Raw genomic sequence first — 22,870 nt, 5'->3', positions numbered from 1 at the left:
TTTATTTGGAACTTAAAAAAGATGCTTCTCCGAAATATTCTTCAACAAGCTGTTCGAGCTGTTGGAGGTCTTTTTCAATTTCTTTTCTTCCAAATGTTTTTAATGAAAGGATTGCACTTTCGATGAGGAATCTACGTGGACTCTTTGAGTCCATCAATTCATCCTCAATAAAATCTAATAACTCAGTGGAATTTGATTGCTTCTCATTTTGAATAAAAGTACTTTTCAGTATAAAAATAGTATGATGGAGCTTTTTTTGAAATGCGTGATTCGGTCTTCTGCAGTCAGGCAGCCAGCTTTCAAATAGCTCTGGGTTAATTAATTGATCATTAGATTCCACTAATTCATCGACTATTTTCACCAAGCGCTTAACAGAAAAACGGACCACTTGACCAATATTTGAGTTTGATTCATTTGCCCTTTGATGATATTTAAGATTTTCACGAAGAATCCCCAAAAACATTATCGCACTATCCAATAAATAAGGTTTCCTTTTTTCACCAAAAATATCGATTAACCGATGATATATCCAACTTATATTATTTAATTGGCCTTGTTGCATATATTCCTTAAGATCTGTATCATTTAAAACCATTACTTCTTCAAATAATGAAATTAAGTTATTCTTTCTATTTGTCTTTAATTGTATTTCCACTTGTTTTATAAAAATCTCTATATCTGAACGGTTTTGACCAATTAATAATTCATTCCGTTCTTTTTCCAATTCGGCATAGTTCGTTTTGAAAATGGCCATTAATAGTTCGTTTTTCGATGAAAAGTAGTTATAAAAAGTACCTTTTGAAATTCCACTATATTCTAAAATATCTTGGATTGATGTGGCTTGGAATCCTTTATCGATAAATAACTGGTGTGCTACCTTTACAACATGCTGCTTTCGGTCATTCATAAAATCACCTTGGTTTCATATTGTACTTAGAGTACAAAAATATAGTACATGAAAAACGTTTTCTTTACAAACCTTAATATTTAGCAAACTTTTTTATTGCAAAAATTGAACCATGCGTATATTATTATGTAAGTGTGAAACAGGGGTATAAAAAAATGAACAAGGGGTACACAGGGAGGAATACAATGGAACAATCAAATAAACAAACTAATCGTCCACCGTACGGAATTATTGCCGTCTTGATGATTGGAGCTTTTATAGCATTCTTAAATAACACATTGTTAAATATCGCGCTGCCATCTATCATGAAGGACTTAGATGTTGAAGCATCAACTGTTCAATGGCTGACAACTGGATTTATGTTAGTAAATGGAATACTCATACCAACTACAGCATTCTTAATTCAGAAATATTCTGTCCGCCAATTATTCTTAACAGCAATGGGCTTATTTACAATAGGAACAATTTTAGCAGGTTTTGCCCATGTGTTTCCAATATTATTAGCTGGCCGTATGATTCAAGCATCTGGTTCAGCTATTATGATGCCGTTGCTAATGAATGTTATGTTAACAAGTTTTCCGCTTGAAAAACGTGGAACAGCAATGGGTGTATTCGGTCTAGTATTAATGTTCGCTCCGGCAATCGGCCCAACCTTATCAGGTTGGATTATTGAACACTATGATTGGAGAATGCTTTTCCATTTCATTACACCAATTGCAATCATCGTCCTGTTGATTGGAGTCTTTAAGCTAAAAGATAAGAAGGAAAAAACGTATAATCGTCTTGATTTCCTATCGCTACTATTATCAAGTGTAGGTTTCGGGGGAATCTTATACGGATTTAGTTCAGCCGGAAAAGAAGGCTGGGATAGCCCAGAAGTATATGGAACGATTGCAGTTGGGGTTGTTTCACTACTTGTCTTCATTTTACGTCAATTAAAACAAGAGCGTCCGATGCTTAACTTTAAGATTTATAAGTATCCTGCATTTGCGCTGTCATCAGCAATTTCCATGGTTGTTACAATGGCGATGTTTTCTGGGATGATCCTTCTGCCTATTTATGTTCAGACGATTCGCGGAATTTCTCCTTTAGATGCTGGTTTGATGTTGCTGCCAGGAGCCATTGTTATGGCCATTATGATGCCGATAACAGGAAAATTATTTGATAAGATTGGCGGGCGTTTATTAGCGATTGTTGGGTTAACGATTACAGTAGTTACTAGTTACTTGTTAAGTAAATTAACGCTGGATACAACATACCCTCACTTAATTATGTTATATACGTTCCGGATGTTTGGTATGTCGATGGTCAATATGCCTGTAACGACAAATGGATTAAACCAATTGCCTGCACGTTTTTATCCGCATGGAACAGCCATGAATAGTACGATGCAACAAGTATCTGGTGCTATTGGAACTGCCCTGTTGGTAACAGTCATGTCAACTCGGGCAAAAACACATGCAACTGAAATTGGTGCCGCAGCAATGAAACATTTGACGAAGCAGCCGACACCTCAGGTAATGGCTGAAATGAAACAGCAAATTATGATGAAAGCGATGCTCGAAGGTATTAATGATGCTTTCTATGTGTCCGTCTTCATCGCTGGTCTTGCTTTAGTCCTTGCATTATTTATTAAACGGGCAAAACAAGCGGAAGAACCGGGCGATCAACAGTCAGTAAGTAATAAGGTAACAGGTAAATTAGCAGAAAATTAATGGCAAGGGGTGACTATTATGGTCACCTCTTTTTTTCGATTCGAAAATTTGCTATTTTAAAGACAATCCATCAATATTAACATAAGATATTTGCCATAAAGGAGAATTTAATATGTTAAAAGAAAAAGATCCCAAAACACTATTTTCTAATGCCTACATAGAACGCTGCAGCAAGGATACTGAAACGATGATTGCAGAAGAGTCTTCCGCCTTTTTAAACGAACCGATTGTCTATTTAAAAATACATAAAAACGAGTTTGTTTATATGGAATTAAGTTCGTTTGAAGAAATAAAGGTTGAAGCGGTTTCCTTAGAAGTGGATGATGTATTTAGAACCTATGATGTGATGTTAGGTTTAAAGCTGCAGAAGAAATATGAAAAATACATAAAGGAATATTTAAATTCGAACCTAATTGGTGAAGGGTCCAAATTTGATTTAATGTTTAGTCCTGAAGATGGTCTTTGGAACTTAAATTTTACTCTGAACTATGTTGCAGGGTTTCAAGAGGAAATGACCATTAGTGAAGCCTTTCAACTAATTTACAGTTTTTTATCTAAGCTAGTTGCTGAGGTAAATAGTCCCGCATAAAAAACGAACGTCACTTTAAAATAACGATTTACTTTTTTCACCCATTTAGATAAAAAGAAAAAACCAGGTACCACTGGGTTTTAACAAGGGAAGAGAGCGCATATGCGGATTTTATCTTTGTGTCCAAGTAATACAGAATTATTGGAATATTTAGGATTAACTCATTTATTAGTAGGGGTAGATGATTTTTCTGACTGGCCTGAGGCAATTGCCGGCCTTCCTAGGCTGGGGCCGGATTTATCCATTAATATGGACCTTGTTGAGGAATTACAGCCGGATATGGTTCTGGCTTCATTAAGTGTACCAGGCATGGAAAAAAATGTTGTAGCTTTACAGCAACGAGGAATTCCCCATATTGTCTTGAATCCGCAATCATTAAAAGATATCGAAGAGGATTTAATTAAAACAGCGGAAGTTTTAGGAGAAAAACAACGAGGGCTCGATGCTGCCAGGCAATTTCGTTCCCGGCTTGAAAATGTGAAACAACAAAGCAGGAATACAAGTAAGAGGCCAACTTTGTATTGGGAATGGTGGCCGAAGCCAATTTTTACGCCGGGGAAAATTAACTGGCTGACGGAGATATCAGAGGCGGCAGGGGCCGTCAATATCTTTCAAGATGTTGATATGGCAAGTATAATGGCAGACTGGGAGGATGTTTTGAGCAGAAAACCAGATTATATTTGCCTTGCATGGGTTGGGGTTCATAAAGCAAAAGTTCAAAAAAGCGTGGTAAAAAAGCGACCTGGCTTCGAAAAGCTGAATTATCCAAGTGATGATCACATACTCATTTTAGAGGAAGAACTGTATTGCAGACCATCACCTAGATTGCTAGATGGATTGGAAAAACTCTATAATATTATTCATAAATGAAACTGTCCCATGAGGAAATCATGGGACTGTAATAAGTAGTATTAACTAAGGCCCTCATCACTAACCGAAATCGCTGAACCGCTGGAGGTATGTTGATTGATCCAGCCAAGAGATGTTTCGGAAACTGCATTCCAATTTGGAATTTCCGCTTTATGCTGCTCAACCCAGCTCATGCAGAACTGAGGGTCGATATTATAATCAAGGCATTGGGCCAGGAAGGATTGTATGGTCGCTTCACTACAATTTTCCCAGGATCCGCACGTATAACCCCAGATATTTTCCATTTTTGTTTGGATGGAAAGTTCATTTATAAAATTACTAAATTGATTGTCACTCATCATAAATTCCTCCTTGTCATAAATTTACATCCTTCAGTATGTCCAAGGAATAATAAACAATGTACATGAAACTCATAAAAAACCTTTAACTCATTATATTCATCTATTCAATATTATGGGATTTTTTTTAATATTATAAAAAAACCGCCTAAGGCAGAAGGGAGAATGTAAATAAAAGAATGAATATTGGTGAAAAAACAGCACTAATTCTAGGTTCAAGTGGACTTGTTGGGAACGAATTAGTACAAATACTTCTCGAACAAAATAATTATAAAAAAATACATTTGCTTATAAGAAGACCGATTGAAATAACTGATTCACGATGTGAAATACATATAGTTGATTTTGACCAGTTGGAGAAATATTCCGAATTATTTAAGGTTACTGATGTATTTTGCTGCTTAGGAACAACCATTAAAAAAGCAAAAACCAAAGAAGCCTTTAGAAAGGTTGACTTTGAATACCCTATAGAGGCAGCCAAATTAGCAGTACAAGGGGGATCAGAGAAATTTCTCATTATCACGGCAATGGGCGCTAACTCGAAATCATTCTTTTTTTACAATCAAGTTAAAGGTGATGTAGAAAGGTCGTTAAAAACATTAAATATACCTTCCCTAAACATTTTTAGACCATCTTTATTGTTAGGAGAAAGAACTGAATTCCGCTTAGGGGAAAAATTGGCAGAGAAGGCAAGTGGGTTATTAAATACTTTAATGGTGGGACCTTTACGATCCTATAGAGCCATTCAGGCAAAATCAGTAGGAAAAGCTATGGCTGCGATTGCTGCTTCAAACAAAACAGGAATAAATATATTTCAGTCCAAGGAAATACAACGAATAGCAGATATGAATTAAGAGAGGATACGTATGATGGAAAAGGGTCTAACAGGAAAAAAAGTGGTCATTTGTGGATCGAGAAAAACTGAAGAAATTAGTACATTAATAGAAAAACAAGGTGGAGTACCTCTTGTTCGGCCACTTCAAGGTACGGTGTTTTTAGCAGAAAAGGAAGTAGAGCCTGATTTATTGGAATTTGTTCAAAAAGGTGCGGATTGGGTAATTTTCACAACAGGGATCGGACTAGATTCTCTGGTCACACTAGCAGACAAGCTAGGATTGTTAGAAGATTTCTTAATCCAAATACAAAAAGCAAAAGTTGCATCAAGGGGCTATAAAACACTTACCGCATTGAAAAAATTAGAGATTACACCGGTTGCTGTAGCCGAAGATGGAACGACCAAGGGATTAGCCCTTGCTCTCGAAAGCTTTAATTTCTCAGGGAAGCGAATTATGATTCAACTGCATGGTGAAACAGCACCTGTATTAACTAAGTTTTTTGAAGATAATGGCGGAGTGGTACATAAAATTCTTCCATATCAGCACATTGTCCCTGAAAGAGAAATTCTTGAACAATTATGTGCTGAAATTCAGAACAATGAGTGTGATGCTGTCTGTTTTACAACTGCCACACAAGTTCGTTCCCTTTTCGAATTTGCAAAGGAAAATAGAATATTAGAATTAATTGCTCAAGGTTTTACGAAAAATATTTTAGCTGTTGCTGTTGGAAAAGTTACTGCTGAAGCATTGAAAGAAGAGGGAGTTGACCGTGTGCTTGTACCTGAAAACGAAAGAATGGGAGCAATGATTGTTGAGCTGGCTCAATTTTATAAGCGCTAATTTTGGAAAAAGTGTACCGGAGAAGAGGTACACTCTTTTTATGCCAAAATATCGTCAAGATCTTTACTAATGTCGATTTTTTTTCAGGCTAATCTTTTATTTATTACTCAAAAGCTTAACAAAAGTGTTGAAAATAAAGGATTTATGCGATTGAAAAAGTATGTAAGAAAATTTGACACTTCGCTATTTTTTTACATTTTTTTCAATTTAGTTATGATAAATTGAAAAAGAATTCAGAAAAGTGAACAAGCTTTCCAATTCATTTCTTTTTACATATTGGATAATCAAATGGTTGCATCATTTTACAGAATGTAAGGTGAAATGGTCTTTTACAGTCTGTAAAATAAAAATAAGGCAGAATTTTCTGCAAAGTACATAAGAAAGAAGAAGGAGGATGGATAGCTAATATTGAATTTTTAATAAAGCGCTTTCATTTTTGATTTTCATTAAAATTTACCTTTAATTGAAAAGGGGAGGGTTTCTCTTTGGCCATTGAAAAAATGCAGCGCATTTCCTTAACCAATCTTGAAAAGAACTTCCAAGAGGTTGAACGAGGATTAACAAACCGTGAAGCTCTGGAAGAATCAAATCGATGCCTCTATTGTTATGATGCCCCATGTATTAAAGCCTGTCCAACAAGTATTGATATACCAACTTTTATTAAAAAAATAGCCTCAGGAAATTTCCTTGGTTCTGCCAAAACGATTATGTCCTCAAACCCAGTTGGTGCAAGTTGCGCGAGGGTTTGCCCAACTGAAGAGCTTTGTGAAGGAGCTTGTGTTCTAAACCATTCAACCAAACCAATCATGATCGGCAATCTGCAGCGGTATTCGACAGATTGGGCGATCCAAAATGAGAAAACTCTATTCCAGCCAGGTGAACCCAATGGTGTCAGAGTGGCTGTTATAGGCGGCGGCCCAGCCGGATTATCTGCAGCTAGGGAGCTTGCCAGATTAGGCTATGACGTGACCATTTTTGAAGCAGCTAAGGAAGCTGGTGGATTGAATACCTTTGGTATCGTTTCTTTCCGTTTGCCTCAGCGAATTTCTTATTGGGAAGTAGAGCAAGTAGAGAAGTTAAACGTCACGATTAAAACGAACACAATGGTAGGCAGAGATGTATCCGTTGAAGAATTAACGAATAATTACGATAAAATCGTTTTAGCAGCAGGGATGGCAAATGTACCTGATCTTGGTATTGAAGGAGAAGAGTTAGACGGGGTTTATGATGCCATTGAATTTGTGAAGGCCACGAAAAGCGGCCAATTATCAAAAGATTTTATAGGCAAGCGAGTGGTGGTCGTTGGTGCTGGCAATACCGCGATTGACGGTGCGACCTGTTCTGTCCGGTTAGGGGCTGAAAATGTAAAAATCCTTTACCGCAGGACGGAGGAAGAGATGACTGCTTATGATTTTGAATATGAATTTGCCAAACAGGATGGCGTGGAGTTCCGCTGGTTAACTGCGCCTAAACGAATTATCGGGGATGAAGCCGGAAAGGTAACTGGAATTGAGTGTATTAAAATGACGCTCGGTGAACCTGAAAAGGATGGGCGCCGCCGGCCTGTTGCTGTTGAAGGATCTGAACATATTATTCCAGTAGAGGCCGTTGTAAAAGCCATCGGGCAAACAAGACACTTGGAATTGATTGAATCATTAGGCCTTAAACATGAAGGTGGAGTTGTAAAGGTCGATCAAGAAACGCTTCAAACCTCAAATCCAAAAATCTTTGCCTGCGGGGACGTTATTTTTGGCAAAGGTAAGGGTGATGCCATGGTCGTAACAGCCGCACAGCAGGGAAAAGATGTTGCATACGCAATTCATAAGCAATTTTCGGCTGTTGGAACAGTTTAATTAAGGGGGAATAGTGATGGCTGATTTACGTATTAATCTTGCAGGGATTAAATCTCCTAACCCGTTTTGGCTGGCTTCAGCACCTCCTACCAATTCCGGTTATCAGGTTCAACGAGCCTTTGAAGCCGGCTGGGGAGGAGCAGTGTGGAAAACGTTAGGTGACCCAATCCTAAACGTATCTTCCCGATTTGCGGCGGTTAGCTTTAATGGCCAGCGAGTCGCAGGTTTCAATAATATTGAGCTGATTACCGACAGGCCGTTAGAAGTTAATTTAAAGGAGATTTATGAAACGAAAAAGCGGTTCCCGAACCATGCGATTATTGCTTCCCTAATGGTTGAGCCGAAACAGGAAAAATGGCATGAAATTGTCAAACGTGTTGAAGATGTCGGAGTTGACGGCCTTGAATTAAACTTCGGCTGTCCCCATGGCATGGCGGAACGCGGCATGGGATCAGCCTCCGGACAGGTGCCTGCTCTTGTAGAACGGCAAACCTATTGGGTTAAAGAAGTGGCAAAAACTCCTGTCATCGTAAAATTAACACCTAACATTACAGACATTACTGCAACAGCTGAAGCAGCCTGCAATGGCGGTGCGGATGCCATAAGTATGATTAATACAATTAACAGCTTAATGGGGGTTGACCTCGATACTTGGAACACGATTCCTCATGTGGCTGGTAAAGGAGCACACGGCGGCTATTGTGGTCCAGCCGTAAAACCTATCGCACTTAACATGGTGGCCGAATGCGCAAGACACCCGCATATTAATGTCCCTATATCGGGAATAGGCGGTATTTCCAATTGGCAGGATGCTGTGGAATTTATGTTGATGGGTGCGACTGGCGTTCAAGTTTGTACCGCCGCGATGCACCATGGCTTCCGCATTGTGGAGGATATGATTGAAGGACTGAGCAATTATTTAGATAGCAAGGGCATTTCTTCCGTTTCTGAGATTATCGGTAAGTCTGTTCAGAAATATTCGGACTGGGGTAACTTGGATTTAAACTATAATATCGTTGCCAAAATTAATACCGATGTATGCATCAACTGCAATAAATGCCATATTGCCTGTGAAGATACCTCTCACCAATGTATCGACATGTTGACAGATACGAATGGAAAAAGCTATTTAAAAGTACGTGATGAAGATTGTGTCGGCTGTAATTTATGTTCAATCGTTTGTCCTGTGGACGGAGCAATTGACATGATAGAAGTACCAAGCGAACTGCCAGTGATGACTTGGAATGATCGTCAAGCTGCACTTAAAGTTGCAGCAGATTGCAAAGTTGACGTTACTAAATAGATAAAATAGGAGGAAACTCAAATGAAGAAAATTATTAAGAACGGAACGATTGTCACTGCAACAGATACTTATCAGGCGGAACTATTAATCGAGGATGGGAAAATTGTGCAGATTGGCACAAACCTTTCAGCCATTGGTGCCGAAATCGTAGATGCAAAAGGCTGCTTAGTTTTTCCAGGAGGAATTGATCCACATACTCACCTAGATATGCCTTTCGGAGGAACGATTACCAAGGATGACTTTGAATCAGGTACAATCGCAGCAGCCTTTGGCGGAACGACTTCCATTATTGATTTCTGCTTAACGAATAAAGGCGAACCGCTCAAAGATGCGATTCAAACCTGGCATGGCAAGTCAAAAGATAAAGCTGTTATTGATTATGGTTTCCACTTAATGATTGGGGAAATCAATGACAAGGTATTGAAGGAACTTCCTCAAGTTATTAATGAAGAAGGAATTACTTCCTTTAAAGTGTTCATGGCATATAAAAATGTATTGCAAGCAGATGACGAAACGCTTTTCCGGACGCTAGTCACGGCTAAAGAACATGGCGGTTTAGTCATGGTTCACGCAGAAAACGGCGATGTTATCGATTATTTAACGAAAAAGGCCCTAGAAGAAGGTAAAACAGAACCAATCTATCACGCCTTAACACGTCCGCAAGAATTAGAAGGAGAAGCAACAGGACGCGCCGCTAGACTCACTGGTCTGGCCAATTCTCAGCTATATGTAGTCCACGTATCCTGCTCAGATGCCGTTGAACAAATTGCTGAAGCTCGCAGCAAAGGATTTAATGTCTGGGGTGAAACCTGTCCGCAATATTTAGTCCTAGATCAAAGTTATTTAGAAAAACCGAACTTTGAAGGAGCTAAATATGTGTGGTCTCCTCCGCTCAGAGAGAAATGGAATCAGGAAGTCCTTTGGAATGCTTTGAAAAATGGAACGCTGCAAACATTTGGTTCTGATCAATGCTCATTCGATTTTAAAGGGCAAAAGGAACTTGGACGAAATGATTTTACAAAAATCCCGAACGGCGGTCCAATTATTGAAGATCGTTTAACGATATTATTCTCTGAAGGTGTGAAAAAAGGAAGAATCAGTCTAAATCAATTCGTTGATCTAACTTCAACAAGGGTTGCCAAGTTGTTTGGCTTATTCCCGAAAAAAGGAACGATTGCCATTGGTGCGGACGCAGACCTTGTCATTTTTGACCCCAATGTTGAACGTGTGATTTCAGCAGAAACTCATCATATGGCTGTTGACTATAACGCCTTTGAAGGAATGAAAGTGACAGGCGAGCCAGTTTCAGTATTAGTTCGCGGTGATTATGTAATCCGCGACAAGCAGTTCGTTGGTAAACCAGGATCTGGCCAGTATTTGAAGCGGGAAAAGTATAGCTTGAATACACCGTTGAATCAAAATGAAACATTATCAATCTAATTAAATCCAAGGTGGGGGTTAAATGTCAGAATATCAACAATTTCAAGATGAAAGAGATAAAATTGATTTTTTCATCGGGAAAGGATATCGAATTAATGGAGTTAATGAACATTTAAACGGAGCCACTGTTGATTTTTTACATCCGAATGGTAATGTTACCGAGACTCTCTTAATTGGTACGGCTAATGGCAGGAAGTATTTTTCAAGTCTATTAATCAAACAAAATCAAGGAAAATAGTGACGATAAAGGGTGTGGGTAGAATGGAATTCTATTTAAAATCAAAGGATAATTTCTATCCATGTGAAGTCACAATTGATGAAGATAACGGGCGCTATATGATTAGGAAGTCGGATTCAAGCGGTGAGTATTTCAATTCTCCGGAAGAATTAGTGGCATGGATCAGGGAAAATTGGAAATTAGATGATTTTCTAGACCCCGAAGAGTTTGAATCCATGCTAAATGAAATCAAAATATACTTGCCGATTGTTCATTAACCCACGATAACAGAAAAGGATTGGTAGAAGAACCAATCCTTTTTCTTAAAAAATTTCCTTTCTATAAGGAGAGCAAAACGATGAAAGAACATTTTCAACTGAAGGTAGCGGATATTTTAAATAGAAAGCACTTCGAAAATGCCCGCGTTATTGCCGGGCATGATGGAGTTCAACAGATTGTTAAATGGGTTCATGTCGTAGAGGCAACGAGTATTCGAAATCTATTAAACGGTCACGAGCTAATTTTATCCACTGGTGTTGCCTGGAAAGATAATGTAGATTTATTTATCTCGATGGTGAAACAATTTTATAAAAACAATGCGGCAGGCCTTTGCATTGAAATTGGGACCTATGTGTCAGAAATTCCTGCTGAAGTGATTGAGTTTGCGAATGAAAATCAATTCCCGATCATTATTTTTGAGGAGGAAGTACCATTTGTGGAAATCACGCAGGATATTCATTCGGTTATCATTAATCAGCAATATCAGAAAATAGCGGATCTGGAGGATTACTCGCAAAGTTTAAATAAAAGACTTCTTACCATTGAAACATACGAGGATATTCTTCAATTTATTTTTTCTGCTCTTGACGTGCAAATCATCTTTCGAATGAAAAACAAGGATTACGAATTTGTCCCGGAAATCAATCGCACTGACGAAGCGATTATTCTTTCTAAGATTGATGTGGCCAAACAAAATCCAAGTCAGCAAATCGCTATTTCACCTATCTTTTTGTTCGGTCAAGAGTATGCAGAATTAATCATTTACTCGAAGGATATTCCGATCAGCGAATACGACTTATTAATTTTAGACAGGACTGGTACAGCTTTAGCGCAACATCTTTTAAGAGATTTATATGTTGAGGAAAAAAAGCGGGTAGAAGAGTTTGAATGGCTGCATGGCTGGCTGGAGGGCGAACATTCCATAGAAGGCATTCAGGAATATCTAATAGAGAATGGGATAAAAACGAAAACCAGCGATGTAGTAGTTCTGATAACGAAGCTTTTTCCAATCAAAGATAAATCGATCAATGATGTAACATACCTGAAATTACTGTTTCGCTCTGTTTTTGAGCAGAATGGTTTTGTGGTTTTTTCTGTTGAAAAACGAAATGAGATTACGTTTATCCTATTAAACAGCCGGGCGAAAAAGAATCTAAAGGAACGAATAAAAAAAGCAGTGGATTCTCTTCAAGAATCCGAGTTTATCCGAAAGCAAAGTTCTGCTGGGTTTATCATTGCTGCCGGTAAGTTTACCGAATCCTTAAGGGATGTACATAAAAGCTATCAAACAGCGAAGGAAACTATTCGAATCCAACAAAAAATGACGAATAAACAAATCTACCATTTTTATGAGGATTTACATTTGTATCGTCTTATTTCACAAATGAGCAAATATACGGATTTACAGGAGCTTGCATCGGAATACCTTTATCCGGTTATACAATATGACCAAAAATATAATGGCAAGCTGTTAGAAACATTAAAAGCCTATTTAGAGTGTAACGGCTCAAAGCAGGAAACTTCAAACAAGCTTTTTATTGTAAGACAAACACTTTACCATCGTCTGCAAAAGCTTGAGAACCTGCTGGGAGAAGATTTTATGGATCATGAAAAGCGAGTGGCGATCGAATTTATGCTGCTTGTCCATGATTATTTATCAGGGTCGAAACCAGGTGTAATTAATCAAGTCCGATGATGAAATGTTAAATGAATGTTCAATTTGTCGAAGAAATCTTCGCAGACATTTTACAGTATGTCTAATGAAAGCAATTCATACATGCGAGATAATGATAGTAATTCCAATTGTTATATAAATAAGGAGGAATATAGATGAGCGTAACAAAAAAGGACACTGCTATTTTAAACAATTATATTAACGGAGCATGGGTGAGCTCAAATAGTACTCAAACTTTGGATGTGCCAAACCCAGCGACGAATGAAATCCTGACAAAGGTCCCTGTTTCCACAAAAGAAGATGTTGATCTTGCGGTTGCAGCAGCGAAAGAAGCCTTTAAAAAGTGGAAAAACGTGCCTGTTCCAAAACGTGCAAGGATTCTTTTTAAATATCACTATCTATTAACAGAAAACCATGAGGAATTAGCAAGATTAATCGTTTTGGAAAATGGAAAGGCTTACAAGGAAGCGTATGGGGAAGTTCAACGCGGCATTGAGTGCGTAGAATTTGCTGCGGGTGCTCCGACATTGATCATGGGTGAAACTCTTTCTGGTATTGCTGAGGATATTGATTCCGAAATGTTCCGTTACCCTCTAGGAGTAGTTGGCGGGATTACACCGTTTAACTTCCCAATGATGGTGCCTTTATGGATGTTCCCTCTAGCAGTTGCCTGTGGTAACACGTTTGTGCTGAAGCCATCTGAGCGTACCCCAATTTTAGCCAATAGATTAGTAGAATTATTTACTGAAGCTGGTGCACCTCCAGGAGTGTTAAACGTCGTCCATGGTTCCCATGATGTTGTAAATGGCCTTCTTGAGCATAAGGATATTGCCGCCATTTCCTTTGTCGGTTCACAGCCGGTTGCCAAATATGTTTATGAGCGTGCTGCTGCTGCAGGCAAGCGTGTTCAAGCCCTTTCCGGAGCGAAAAATCATCATATTGTAATGCCGGATGCCGATATGAATAAGGCCGTTCAGCATATCATCAGCTCGACTTTCGGAAGTGCCGGCCAGCGGTGTATGGCTTGTAGTGCCGTTGTCGTAGTCGGTGATAATGAACCATTTGTAAACGCATTAAAGAAACAGGCGGATGAATTAATCATTGGGAACGGGATGGATGAAGAAGTACTGTTAACCCCGGTCATCCGTAAGGAACACCGCGATAAAGTTCTTGGATACATTGAAAAAGGCTTAGAGGAAGGCGCAGACTTAATTAGAGACGGACGTAAAGAAATGGATGAACTTCCTGAAGGCAATTTCTTAGGACCAACGATTTTCGATCACGTTACACCGGATATGACAATTGCAAAAGAAGAAATTTTCGCACCAGTATTAAGTCTACTTCGTGCAAACGATTTAGATGAAGGGTTGGAATATATCCGTAAATCAAGATTCGGTAATGGTGCAACCATTTATACCAACAATGCAAAGGCTATTCGACAGTTCCGTGAAGAAGCGGACGCAGGAATGCTCGGCATTAACGTAGGTGTCCCAGCAACAATGGCGTTTTTCCCATTCTCTGGATGGAAGGATTCCTTCTACGGTGATATGCACGTAAATGGTAAAGACGGTGTAAACTTCTATACTCGTAAAAAAATGATTACTTCACGCTTTGACGCATAAAATGGTGTCAGGCACCGATACGGAAAAGGAGGAAAATTACGGTATGGTTCAAACAAGTCGTCCCCAAGACACGTTTCAAGAGCAAGATGATAAGTATGTTTGGCATTCGATGAAGCCTTATAATCCCAATGCTACGGTTATTGTAGAAAAGGCTGAGGGTTCTTGGGTAACAGATGTGGATGGCAAACGTTATTTAGATGCGATGTCAGGACTATGGTGTGTGAATGTTGGATATGGAAGAACGGAATTGGCGGAAGCAGCGTACGAACAATTAAAAGAGATGGCGTATTTTCCGCTATCACAGAGCCATGTTCCTGCTATCAAACTAGCAGAAAAATTAAACGAAATGCTCGGCGATGAATACGTAATCTTTTTCTCAAACAGCGGTTCTGAAGCGAATGAAACAGCCTTTAAGATTGTTCGTCAATACCATCAGCAAAAGGGAGAGCATAACCGCTTTAAAATTATGTCCCGCTACCGTGCCTACCATGGCAATTCTATGGGAGCACTAGCAGCAACGGGGCAGGCGCAAAGAAAATATAAATATGAGCCGCTGGCACCGGGCTTTATCCATGTATCTCCGCCGGATTCCTATCGTGATGACACAAATGTGCAAGATCCAAAGGAATTAGCTTCCGTAAAAGAAATCGACCGTACGATGACTTGGGAACTAAGTGAAACCATTGCGGCCATGATCATGGAACCAATCATTACCGGCGGCGGAGTGCTTATTCCCCCAGATGGGTATATGAAGGCGGCAAAAGAGGTTTGTGAAAAACATGGAGCCCTTTTAATTGTTGATGAAGTGATTTGCGGCTTCGGCCGTACGGGTAAACCATTTGGATTCATGAATTATGGTGTGAAACCGGATATCATTACCATGGCCAAGGGGATTACAAGTGCCTATTTGCCATTATCCGCGACCGCGGTTCGCAAGGACATTTACGAAGCGTTTAAAGGATCCGAAGAATATGATTATTTCCGTCACGTGAACACGTTTGGAGGAAATCCCGCAGCATGTGCCTTGGCGTTAAAAAACCTCGAAATCATGGAAAAAGAAAATCTGTTTGATCGTTCGCGAGATTTAGGCGAACAGCTTCTAAATGATTTAACTACTCTTTTACAAGACCATCCATATGTAGGAAATGTCCGTGGAAAGGGCCTATTAATCGGGATTGAGCTTGTAAGTAATAAAACGACGAAAGAACCGTTAGATCCAGCACTTGTCAATCAAGTGATTACAAACTGTAAGGAAAAAGGCATTATCATCGGAAAAAATGGAGCTACGGTAGCAGGATACAATAATGTGCTCACCTTGGCACCCCCGTTAAATATTGAACAAAAGGATTTGAACTTTTTAATTAAGACGCTAACTGAATCTCTAAATAAAATACTTTAGGTATTACGAAAAAGAGCATTTGTCTTTACATTCTGTAAATGATAAATGCTCTTTTTTTCATGTTTAAAAGTCAAAAAATCGACAAAATTGTCAATTCTGCTTAAATTCTGTGAAATCAGTGAAAAAATGTCGAAATCTTTCGATAGAATAATTGACAGATAGATTTGAAAGGTTATAATTAACTTAACAAACGTTCATTGAAGATTTACATAATTTCATACTAGGTAAACTAAAGTAAAATATTTTTTTGTAAAAGGTTGTAACCGTTTTCTTTTTGAAAAATAGATATGCAATCTTCATAAATTTATTAAAAAGGTGACTTGATTATGGCGGATGAAAAAATTATGCGCCTTGTTGAAGTAGCGAAAATGTATTATCAATTAGACTACAGCCAACAAGAAATAGCGAAAAAGTTAGGTATTTCCCGCCCCACCGTTTCAAGGCTTCTTTTGCAAGCTGTTCAAGAAGGTGTTGTCCATATCATAATATGTGATCCCGCCGAAGATGTCCAGGAGCTCGCAATGCACGTAAAGGAAAAATTCCAATTAAAGCATTGCATTGTCGCCTCAATCCCTGAATATGAGGACGAACTAATAAAAGAGAAACTAGGAGAAGTATCTGCCGAATTCTTGCATAAAATTGTACAAAGTGGCGATACCATCGGAATAACTTGGGGAACAACCCTTTATCAACTCGTGAAAAAACTTCAGCCAAAGAATGTAAAGGATGTTACGATAGTCCAGCTTAATGGTGGGGTGAGTTACTCAGAATCTAATACGTATGCATCAGAAATAATAAACGGTTTGGCAAATGCCTTTCATACTACTCCCCATTTCCTGCCCGTACCGGCGGTGGTGGATCATATTGTCGTAAAGCAAGCAATTGTTGCGGATCGGCATGTGAAAAAAATTATGGAATTAGGTCAAAAGGCCAATATTGCCATTTTCACGGTAGGGGAACCGGGTGAACAATCAACGCTGATGCATGCAGGGTACTTTTTAGATAATGACATTGAAATTTTACGGAAGAATCAAACCGTTGGTGATATTTGTTCTCGATTTATTGATATCGAAGGGAAAATAAGCCACGAGGCTTTAAATGACCGTACTATTGGGATTGAACTCTCCCATTTATCTGAAAAAGAATATGGCATCTTAATTGCAGGTGGAAATACAAAAGTGGACGGTATTTATGGTGCCCTTCACGGCCGGCACGCCAATGTCCTAATAACCGATCAGTACACTGCAAAAGCCTTACTCGAAATGGGGGGTGATAACATAAATGGATAAGGAGAAAATTAGGGAACTAGTCAAAGAAATTGTCAATGATATGCTTCAAAAAGCAAAGCAGGTACCAATTGCTGCTTCCAATCGGCATATCCATTTATCACCAGAACATGTTGAAAGATTGTTCGGCCGGGGATATCAGTTAAATAAACTTAAAGATTTGTCACAACCGAATCAATTTGCCGCAAAGGAATCCGTGACTTTGATTGGGCCAAAGGGAAAAATCCCAAACGTCCGTGTTCTTGGTCCGGCAAGAGGAAATACACAAGTGGAAGTATCTTTATTTGATGGTTTCACATTGGGAGTTAAGCCGCCGATACGTAATTCTGGTGATCTAAAAGGTTCTGAATCTATTACGATTCAGGGACCGCGCGGCCAAATCACGATTAAAGAGGGTTTAATTTGCGCGGCGCGCCATATCCATATGCATACCAGTGATGGTGAAGCCTTTGGTGTGGCAGATGGCGATGTGGTACAAGTAAAGGTCGACGGTCCACGCGGCATTATTTTTTCAAATGTGCTTATTCGGGTATCATCTAAATACAAGCTAGAGATGCATATCGACCTTGATGAAGCCAATGCGGCCAACATCGAAAATGGACATTTAGGTGAAATTATAGCCGTTGAAAGTCGAAATCAAGTGAGCGGAGGCTGAATCTGGTGGATGTCAAAACGAAGGTGAAAATGCTTGTCCAGCAGGTAGTCGAAGCCTACTTAAAAGAACAATTACAAGGAAAAGAAAAAGAAAAACTATCAATCGCCATTCTTTTAGGCTATCAATCTCAAAATCCATCAGTAGTTTTGGAAGCGGTTACCTCGCTAATCGATTCCTACGAGGTGACATTGATTTTATCAAAAGATTGGCTGCCTTCACATGCTGCGTTAGGTGGAAAGCCATATGTTTTGTTAGATGAGACTTCGCAGCAGGAATTAAATAGAATTGTGGAGAGTTGCAGTACTCTGGTTGTACCGGTTGCTTCTTATCGCTTATTATCGAAGCTTGCCTTAACAATGGATGATGAATTGGCCGTATGGCTGGCTCTACAATATCAATTGCTTGGTAAACCGGTTGTAATAGCTAAAGATTATATCGAGCCAAATGTCTACCAGCTAATTCATGCGCCCCATTCTCTTCAGGAACGCTTGCAGTCCTACATTAGGCAAATTCAGGCGGATCAGGTGAAATGGGTACCGCTCAGTAAACTTGCGCAAACGGTCGATGCTCAGCAAACGGCATATAAGGAAAAGCAGTCTCTCATTCTCGCAAAACATGTAGAAAAAGCATTTCAGGATGGACTGAAGGAAATCGTGGTTCCTGACAAGAGCAGGGTGACACCTTCTGCTAAGGACTTAGCGAAGGAACTCAAAATTCAAATAACAAAAACTTCTCCTTGAAAGGAGGGACGCATTTGATCATTTGTAAAGTGGTTGGTTCCATTGTTTCAACAACCAAAGCAGAAAAGCTAAAAGGGAAAAAGCTCCTCATTGTTCATCCTCTGGATATGAAAACGATTGAGGCAGACGGAAAACCCTTAGTGGCGATAGATACTGTAGGTTCTGGTGTTGGTGAAGTTGTCCTGCTTGTCAGCGGTAGCTCGGCCAGACAAACAGAAATTACAAACGGTGTTCCAGTTGATGCGGCTATTGTAGGAATTGTTGATCAAATAGAAATTCAAGGATCCTTAACCTTTAACAAAGGAGAGAGCTAATTTTGCAAATTAATGAAACCGATATCAAAAAAATGGTTGAACAAGTACTGCAACAATTAGGTCAAAGTCAGCCAGACAGCAGCCCGGTTTCTTCATTACCAGAAGTCAGCTTTGGAAATGGTGTGTTTACCACTGTTGACGAAGCAGCTGCAGCAGCAAGACTTGCATGGGAAAAGCTTCGCAAGCTTCCAGTGGCTGTAAGAAGACAAATGATTGAGAATATGCGTGAAGTAAGCCGAAAGCATGCCAATGAACTGGCTAAGCTGGCTGTTGAAGAGACGGGCCTTGGAAGAGTGGAAGATAAGGTTGCAAAAATTTTACTAGCCACGAACAAAACACCTGGCTTGGAAGACTTAATCAGCACATCTTATTCAGGTGATGATGGGTTAACGCTTGTGGAATATGCACCAATTGGTGTAATTGGGTCGATTACTCCATCCACAAACCCGGCTGCAACGATTATCAATAACTCGATTTCTCTTCTTGCAGCAGGGAATACGGTTGTTTACAACCCGCACCCAAGTGCTAAATTAGTTTCGATTAAAACGATGCAGCTGCTCAACGAAGCCATTGTGGCTGCGGGAGGACCAGAAAATACTTTGACCTCGGTAGCGGCGCCAAATCTGGAAACGTCGGCAGAGGTCATGAACCATCCACAGGTAAATGCACTGGTTGTTACAGGCGGCGGTCCTGTGGTAAAGGCAGCGATGGCTGTAGGCAAAAAGGTCATTGCAGCCGGTCCTGGAAATCCGCCAGTCGTCGTGGATGAAACTGCGATTATTTCAAAGGCAGCTGCTGATATTGTCAAGGGAGCAAGCTTTGATAACAACGTTTTATGTACGGCTGAAAAAGAGGTCTTTGTTGTTGAAAAAGTGGCAAATGCCCTTAAATCTGAAATGGTGAAGAATGGAGCGATTGAGCTTAAAGGCTTCCAATTCGAAAAACTGCTTGAAAAAGTCCTTGTTAAGAAAGGTGATAAGTTTTATCCGAACCGTGACTTTATCGGAAAGGATGCAAATGTTATCTTACAAGCAGCTGGCATTCAGGCCAGTCCTGATGTGAGATTGATTATTGCAGAGACCAACAAGGATCACCCATTAGTGATGACAGAAATGTTAATGCCAATTTTACCAATCGTCAGAGTCCCTGACGTTGATAAAGCCATTGAATTAGCAGTAATCGCTGAAAAAGGCAACCGCCACACTGCAATTATGCATTCACAAAACATCACCAATTTGACAAAAATGGCACAGGAAATTCAAGCAACTATTTTTGTGAAAAATGGTCCTTCTGTTTCGGGATTAGGCTTTGAAAGTGAGGGCTTCACGACCCTGACAATTGCCGGTCCTACCGGTGAAGGTTTAACCAGCGCAAAAACATTTACACGTCAGCGCCGCTGCGTTTTAGTAGATGGATTTAGAATTATCTAGTGGGGTGTGTTAATTGGCAAAATCTAAAGATGAAAAGACCGTCACTTCACAATCAGAAAAATCAGAAAAGCAAATAAAACAAAAATTAGAGGTTCCTAAAGGAGGAAATATCATGGGTCAAGAAGCATTAGGAATGATTGAAACAAAAGGTTTAGTGGGTGCAATCGAAGCAGCAGACGCAATGGTTAAAGCAGCAAATGTTACATTAGTGGGCAGAGAATTAGTGGGTGCAGGTATTGTAACCGTTATGGTTCGCGGAGATGTAGGCGCAGTTAAAGCCGCAACAGAAGCTGGTGCAGAAGCAGCTCAACGCGTTGGAACACTTCTTTCAGTACACGTGATCCCACGTCCAAACGGCGATGTTGAAGGTATCCTGCCAAAGAGTGAATAAGGGGAAGCGAAATGGAACAATCCATTGAAGGCTTTATCAAAAATCTCGTAAGGGACACGATTGTTCACACACTTGGCGAGCTGCAAATCCAAAGCGATCGGCAGACCTATGTTATTGCCAATTGGAAAATGAACAATACACTTAGTACCACAGCAGAATTTTTTCAAAAAATAAGCAGCAGCATGGAAGTTTCAGTAGTTGTTTGTCCGCCTGCGCAGCTGCTTTATCCCGCTCATCTTTTTATTAAACAATCTGGAAAGCCGATTCATCTAGGTGGACAAAATGTCCATTGGGCTGAGAAAGGTGCCTACACTGGTGAGACATCCACAAATATGTTAAAGGATGTTGGCTGTGAATATGTGATAATCGGCCACTCAGAAAGAAGACAATATGCGGGTGAAGATGATGATTTAGTGAATTTAAAAGTGAAGCAGACAATCATAGCAGGACTCATCCCGATTATCTGCATAGGAGAAACGCTGGGTCAGAAAAATTCGATGCAAACAGAACACGTCTTAACGACCCAGCTAGTTGGAGCCCTAAAAGATATAGATTCCAGCAATTTTATTATTGCCTATGAACCGGTATGGGCCATTGGAACAGGACAGGCAGCAACAGCTGAATTAGCTCAACAAACTCATGCTTATATCCGTTCTGTTTTAAAACAAATCCTGGGTGAAAATGCAGATAGCATCTCGATTTTATACGGTGGTTCTGTTAATGAAAGCAATGTTGCCGAATACAGTGCGATGCCGGATATTGATGGTGTCCTGGTCGGAGGCGCTAGCTTAAATCCCCAGTCTTTTGATGGAATTATCAATGTATTTGCCAAAGGAGAACAAAGGTAATGAAAAAAGTTGCGATTGGCAGTGACCATGGTGGATACGAACTGAAAGAAAAGTTAAAAGCCTACTTAACGGAACTAGGCTATGAATATCTTGATTTTGGCTGTAAGGCAAACGAATCAGTAGATTATCCCGATATCGCTTTTTTAGTGGGTGAAACGGTTGCCACAAATGATGACTACGTTGGCATCATGATTGATGGTGTCGGTGTAGGCAGCGGCATGGTTTTAAATAAAATACCAGGTGTTCGCGGTGCAGTGTGCTGGGATTTATCCTCAGTCATCAACAGCAAAGAGCACAATAACGCCAACGTGTTATCGATTGGCGGGCAGTTTATCGGTGAAGGTCTGGCTAAGCAATTAGTGAAAACTTGGCTGGAAACTGATTTTGCCGGCGGCCGTCATGATCGCCGCGTTACTAAAATCATGGAAATTGAAAGTCGGTTTTTACACAGATAAAGGCAGGTTAAAATATGTTCGTAGCCAAAGTGATTGGAAATATGGTTTGTACTCATAAAAATGATAATTTAAGAGGTTTAAAGCTTCTGATTGTCCAACCGGTTGATGACCAGTTGAAGGATAAAGGCAAACCACTTGTGGCTATAGATACGATTGGACAGTCGGGGGAAGGAGATCTCGTTTATCTGGCAAAAAGCCGGGAGTCTTCCTTACCACTTAACAAAGATTTAGTCCCATCTGATGCTGGGATTTTAGGAATCATTGATTACTATAATGTAACGAAACGAATGGAGGAATAATAAATGAGCAATGCATTAGGAATGATCGAAACAAAGGGTTTGGTAGGAGCAATCGAAGCAGCAGACGCGATGACAAAAGCAGCTAACGTAACTTTACTGGGAAAGGTTAATGTTGGCGGCGGTTTAGTTTGTGTCATGGTTCGCGGAGATGTTGGTGCAGTTAAAGCGGCAACAGAAGCAGGTGCAGATGCTGCACAGCGTGTAGGCGAATTCTTATCAGTACACGTTATCCCAAGACCACATTCAGATATCGAAAAAATTCTTCCAGTTGTAAAATAATGAAACTAGCAAAGGTCGTTGGGAATGTCGTTTCAACGATAAAGACACCCAGCCATCAAAGCAAAAAACTAATGGTTGTCATTCCGGTTGATGCCGCGGGTAAAGAATTCGGCGAACCGATCATTGCATTTGATCGGTTCCATGCCGGGGTTGGCGATTATGTGCTTTTACTTGAGGAAGGTGGCTCGGCACGTGACATATTAGAAGATCCTAAGGGTTCGTTTGATGCCGTCATTGCCGGAATCGTTGATCGATTAGAATAACGTGAGGTGAGCAAGATGCAAATCGAA

The 22,870-nt window shown here is 39.8% G+C and carries 26 protein-coding genes; 24 read left to right on the top strand and 2 right to left on the bottom strand.

From position 1 onward, the window contains the following. Position 1 precedes the first annotated feature (1 nt). Complete coding sequence (locus tag LC455_RS10290) at positions 2 to 907, bottom strand: TetR/AcrR family transcriptional regulator (RefSeq protein ID WP_223590504.1); 906 nt, start codon at positions 905 to 907, stop codon at positions 2 to 4. Positions 908 to 1,092: 185 nt separating this feature from the next. Here LC455_RS10290 and LC455_RS10285 point away from each other — a divergent pair, with 185 nt between their 5' ends. From LC455_RS10285 to LC455_RS10275, 3 genes are all read left to right on the top strand, one after another. Further along, positions 1,093 to 2,622 carry a DHA2 family efflux MFS transporter permease subunit gene (locus tag LC455_RS10285; RefSeq protein WP_223590501.1) on the top strand — a complete coding sequence of 510 codons (1,530 nt, stop codon included), beginning with the start codon at positions 1,093 to 1,095 and terminating at the stop codon, positions 2,620 to 2,622. A 112-nt stretch (positions 2,623 to 2,734) separates the two neighbouring features. Then, complete coding sequence (locus tag LC455_RS10280) at positions 2,735 to 3,211, top strand: branched-chain amino acid aminotransferase (RefSeq protein WP_223590499.1); 477 nt, start codon at positions 2,735 to 2,737, stop codon at positions 3,209 to 3,211. 102 nt (positions 3,212 to 3,313) lie between these two features. Next, positions 3,314 to 4,081 (top strand): cobalamin-binding protein, encoded by a 768-nt coding sequence (locus LC455_RS10275; RefSeq protein ID WP_223590497.1) that lies wholly within the window; start codon positions 3,314 to 3,316, stop codon positions 4,079 to 4,081. Positions 4,082 to 4,122: 41 nt separating this feature from the next. On the opposite strand, the gene LC455_RS10270 is transcribed toward LC455_RS10275, so the two are convergent. Further along, positions 4,123 to 4,422 carry a hypothetical protein gene (locus LC455_RS10270; RefSeq protein WP_223590494.1) on the bottom strand — a complete coding sequence of 100 codons (300 nt, stop codon included), beginning with the start codon at positions 4,420 to 4,422 and terminating at the stop codon, positions 4,123 to 4,125. A gap of 176 nt (positions 4,423 to 4,598) precedes the next feature. On the opposite strand from LC455_RS10270, the gene LC455_RS10265 reads away from it, so the two are divergent. The 21 genes from LC455_RS10265 to LC455_RS10165 all read left to right on the top strand — a co-directional run bounded on the left by LC455_RS10265 (position 4,599) and on the right by LC455_RS10165 (position 22,843). Continuing rightward, entirely contained in the window at positions 4,599 to 5,273 is a 675-nt protein-coding gene (locus tag LC455_RS10265) for an oxidoreductase (protein WP_223590492.1), read from the top strand. Positions 5,274 to 5,288: 15 nt separating this feature from the next. After that, the gene (locus LC455_RS10260; protein WP_223590920.1) at positions 5,289 to 6,095 is read left to right on the top strand and encodes a uroporphyrinogen-III synthase; all 807 of its coding nucleotides are present in this window, start codon (positions 5,289 to 5,291) and stop codon (positions 6,093 to 6,095) included. A gap of 500 nt (positions 6,096 to 6,595) precedes the next feature. Continuing rightward, entirely contained in the window at positions 6,596 to 7,948 is a 1,353-nt protein-coding gene (locus LC455_RS10255) for an NAD(P)-dependent oxidoreductase (RefSeq protein ID WP_223590919.1), read from the top strand. 16 nt (positions 7,949 to 7,964) lie between these two features. Continuing rightward, positions 7,965 to 9,251, top strand: coding sequence for an NAD-dependent dihydropyrimidine dehydrogenase subunit PreA (gene preA / locus LC455_RS10250; RefSeq protein WP_223590490.1), 1,287 nt, complete (start codon positions 7,965 to 7,967; stop codon positions 9,249 to 9,251). 21 nt (positions 9,252 to 9,272) lie between these two features. Beyond that, a complete protein-coding gene (hydA, locus tag LC455_RS10245; RefSeq protein ID WP_223590487.1) occupies positions 9,273 to 10,691 on the top strand; it encodes a dihydropyrimidinase in 1,419 nt (472 codons plus the stop codon). A gap of 22 nt (positions 10,692 to 10,713) precedes the next feature. Beyond that, the gene (locus LC455_RS10240; protein WP_223590483.1) at positions 10,714 to 10,929 is read left to right on the top strand and encodes a hypothetical protein; all 216 of its coding nucleotides are present in this window, start codon (positions 10,714 to 10,716) and stop codon (positions 10,927 to 10,929) included. 23 nt (positions 10,930 to 10,952) lie between these two features. Then, positions 10,953 to 11,186: a hypothetical protein gene (locus LC455_RS10235; protein WP_223590481.1), complete on the top strand. Its 234-nt coding sequence runs from the start codon at positions 10,953 to 10,955 to the stop codon at positions 11,184 to 11,186. Between the two features lie 80 nt (positions 11,187 to 11,266). After that, positions 11,267 to 12,883: a PucR family transcriptional regulator gene (locus LC455_RS10230; RefSeq protein WP_223590478.1), complete on the top strand. Its 1,617-nt coding sequence runs from the start codon at positions 11,267 to 11,269 to the stop codon at positions 12,881 to 12,883. A gap of 134 nt (positions 12,884 to 13,017) precedes the next feature. After that, positions 13,018 to 14,484, top strand: a complete 1,467-nt coding sequence (locus LC455_RS10225; RefSeq protein ID WP_223590476.1) for a CoA-acylating methylmalonate-semialdehyde dehydrogenase — start codon at positions 13,018 to 13,020, stop codon at positions 14,482 to 14,484. Positions 14,485 to 14,527: 43 nt separating this feature from the next. Then, a complete protein-coding gene (locus LC455_RS10220) occupies positions 14,528 to 15,883 on the top strand; it encodes an aspartate aminotransferase family protein (RefSeq protein WP_223590474.1) in 1,356 nt (451 codons plus the stop codon). Between the two features lie 326 nt (positions 15,884 to 16,209). Further along, entirely contained in the window at positions 16,210 to 17,172 is a 963-nt protein-coding gene (locus LC455_RS10215; protein ID WP_223590471.1) for a sugar-binding transcriptional regulator, read from the top strand. After that, positions 17,165 to 17,824, top strand: coding sequence for a phosphate propanoyltransferase (gene pduL / locus LC455_RS10210; RefSeq protein WP_223590468.1), 660 nt, complete (start codon positions 17,165 to 17,167; stop codon positions 17,822 to 17,824). Before LC455_RS10215 ends, pduL begins: the two co-directional genes overlap by 8 nt. A gap of 5 nt (positions 17,825 to 17,829) precedes the next feature. Further along, the gene (locus tag LC455_RS10205) at positions 17,830 to 18,564 is read left to right on the top strand and encodes a hypothetical protein (RefSeq protein WP_223590466.1); all 735 of its coding nucleotides are present in this window, start codon (positions 17,830 to 17,832) and stop codon (positions 18,562 to 18,564) included. Positions 18,565 to 18,578: 14 nt separating this feature from the next. Next, on the top strand, positions 18,579 to 18,878 hold the full coding sequence (locus tag LC455_RS10200) for a EutN/CcmL family microcompartment protein (protein ID WP_223590463.1): 300 nt from the start codon (positions 18,579 to 18,581) through the stop codon (positions 18,876 to 18,878). Positions 18,879 to 18,880: 2 nt separating this feature from the next. Beyond that, positions 18,881 to 20,308, top strand: a complete 1,428-nt coding sequence (locus tag LC455_RS10195) for an aldehyde dehydrogenase family protein (protein ID WP_223590461.1) — start codon at positions 18,881 to 18,883, stop codon at positions 20,306 to 20,308. A 112-nt stretch (positions 20,309 to 20,420) separates the two neighbouring features. After that, positions 20,421 to 20,699 (top strand): BMC domain-containing protein, encoded by a 279-nt coding sequence (locus tag LC455_RS10190; RefSeq protein ID WP_223590918.1) that lies wholly within the window; start codon positions 20,421 to 20,423, stop codon positions 20,697 to 20,699. A gap of 11 nt (positions 20,700 to 20,710) precedes the next feature. Continuing rightward, the gene (gene tpiA / locus LC455_RS10185) at positions 20,711 to 21,547 is read left to right on the top strand and encodes a triose-phosphate isomerase (protein ID WP_223590458.1); all 837 of its coding nucleotides are present in this window, start codon (positions 20,711 to 20,713) and stop codon (positions 21,545 to 21,547) included. Next, entirely contained in the window at positions 21,547 to 22,002 is a 456-nt protein-coding gene (rpiB, locus tag LC455_RS10180; protein WP_223590456.1) for a ribose 5-phosphate isomerase B, read from the top strand. The genes tpiA and rpiB overlap by 1 nt, the downstream gene beginning before the upstream one ends. Before the next feature lie 14 nt (positions 22,003 to 22,016). Further along, positions 22,017 to 22,301, top strand: a complete 285-nt coding sequence (locus tag LC455_RS10175) for a EutN/CcmL family microcompartment protein (RefSeq protein ID WP_223590454.1) — start codon at positions 22,017 to 22,019, stop codon at positions 22,299 to 22,301. Positions 22,302 to 22,304: 3 nt separating this feature from the next. Further along, positions 22,305 to 22,580, top strand: coding sequence for a BMC domain-containing protein (locus tag LC455_RS10170; protein WP_223590451.1), 276 nt, complete (start codon positions 22,305 to 22,307; stop codon positions 22,578 to 22,580). Then, a complete protein-coding gene (locus LC455_RS10165) occupies positions 22,580 to 22,843 on the top strand; it encodes a EutN/CcmL family microcompartment protein (RefSeq protein WP_223590449.1) in 264 nt (87 codons plus the stop codon). Before LC455_RS10170 ends, LC455_RS10165 begins: the two co-directional genes overlap by 1 nt. The last annotated feature ends 27 nt before the right edge of the window (positions 22,844 to 22,870 follow it).

This window comes from Neobacillus bataviensis (assembly GCF_019969725.1).
Note: the sequence above shows the minus strand (reverse complement) of the source record. Positions and strands in the feature narration are given on the sequence as shown.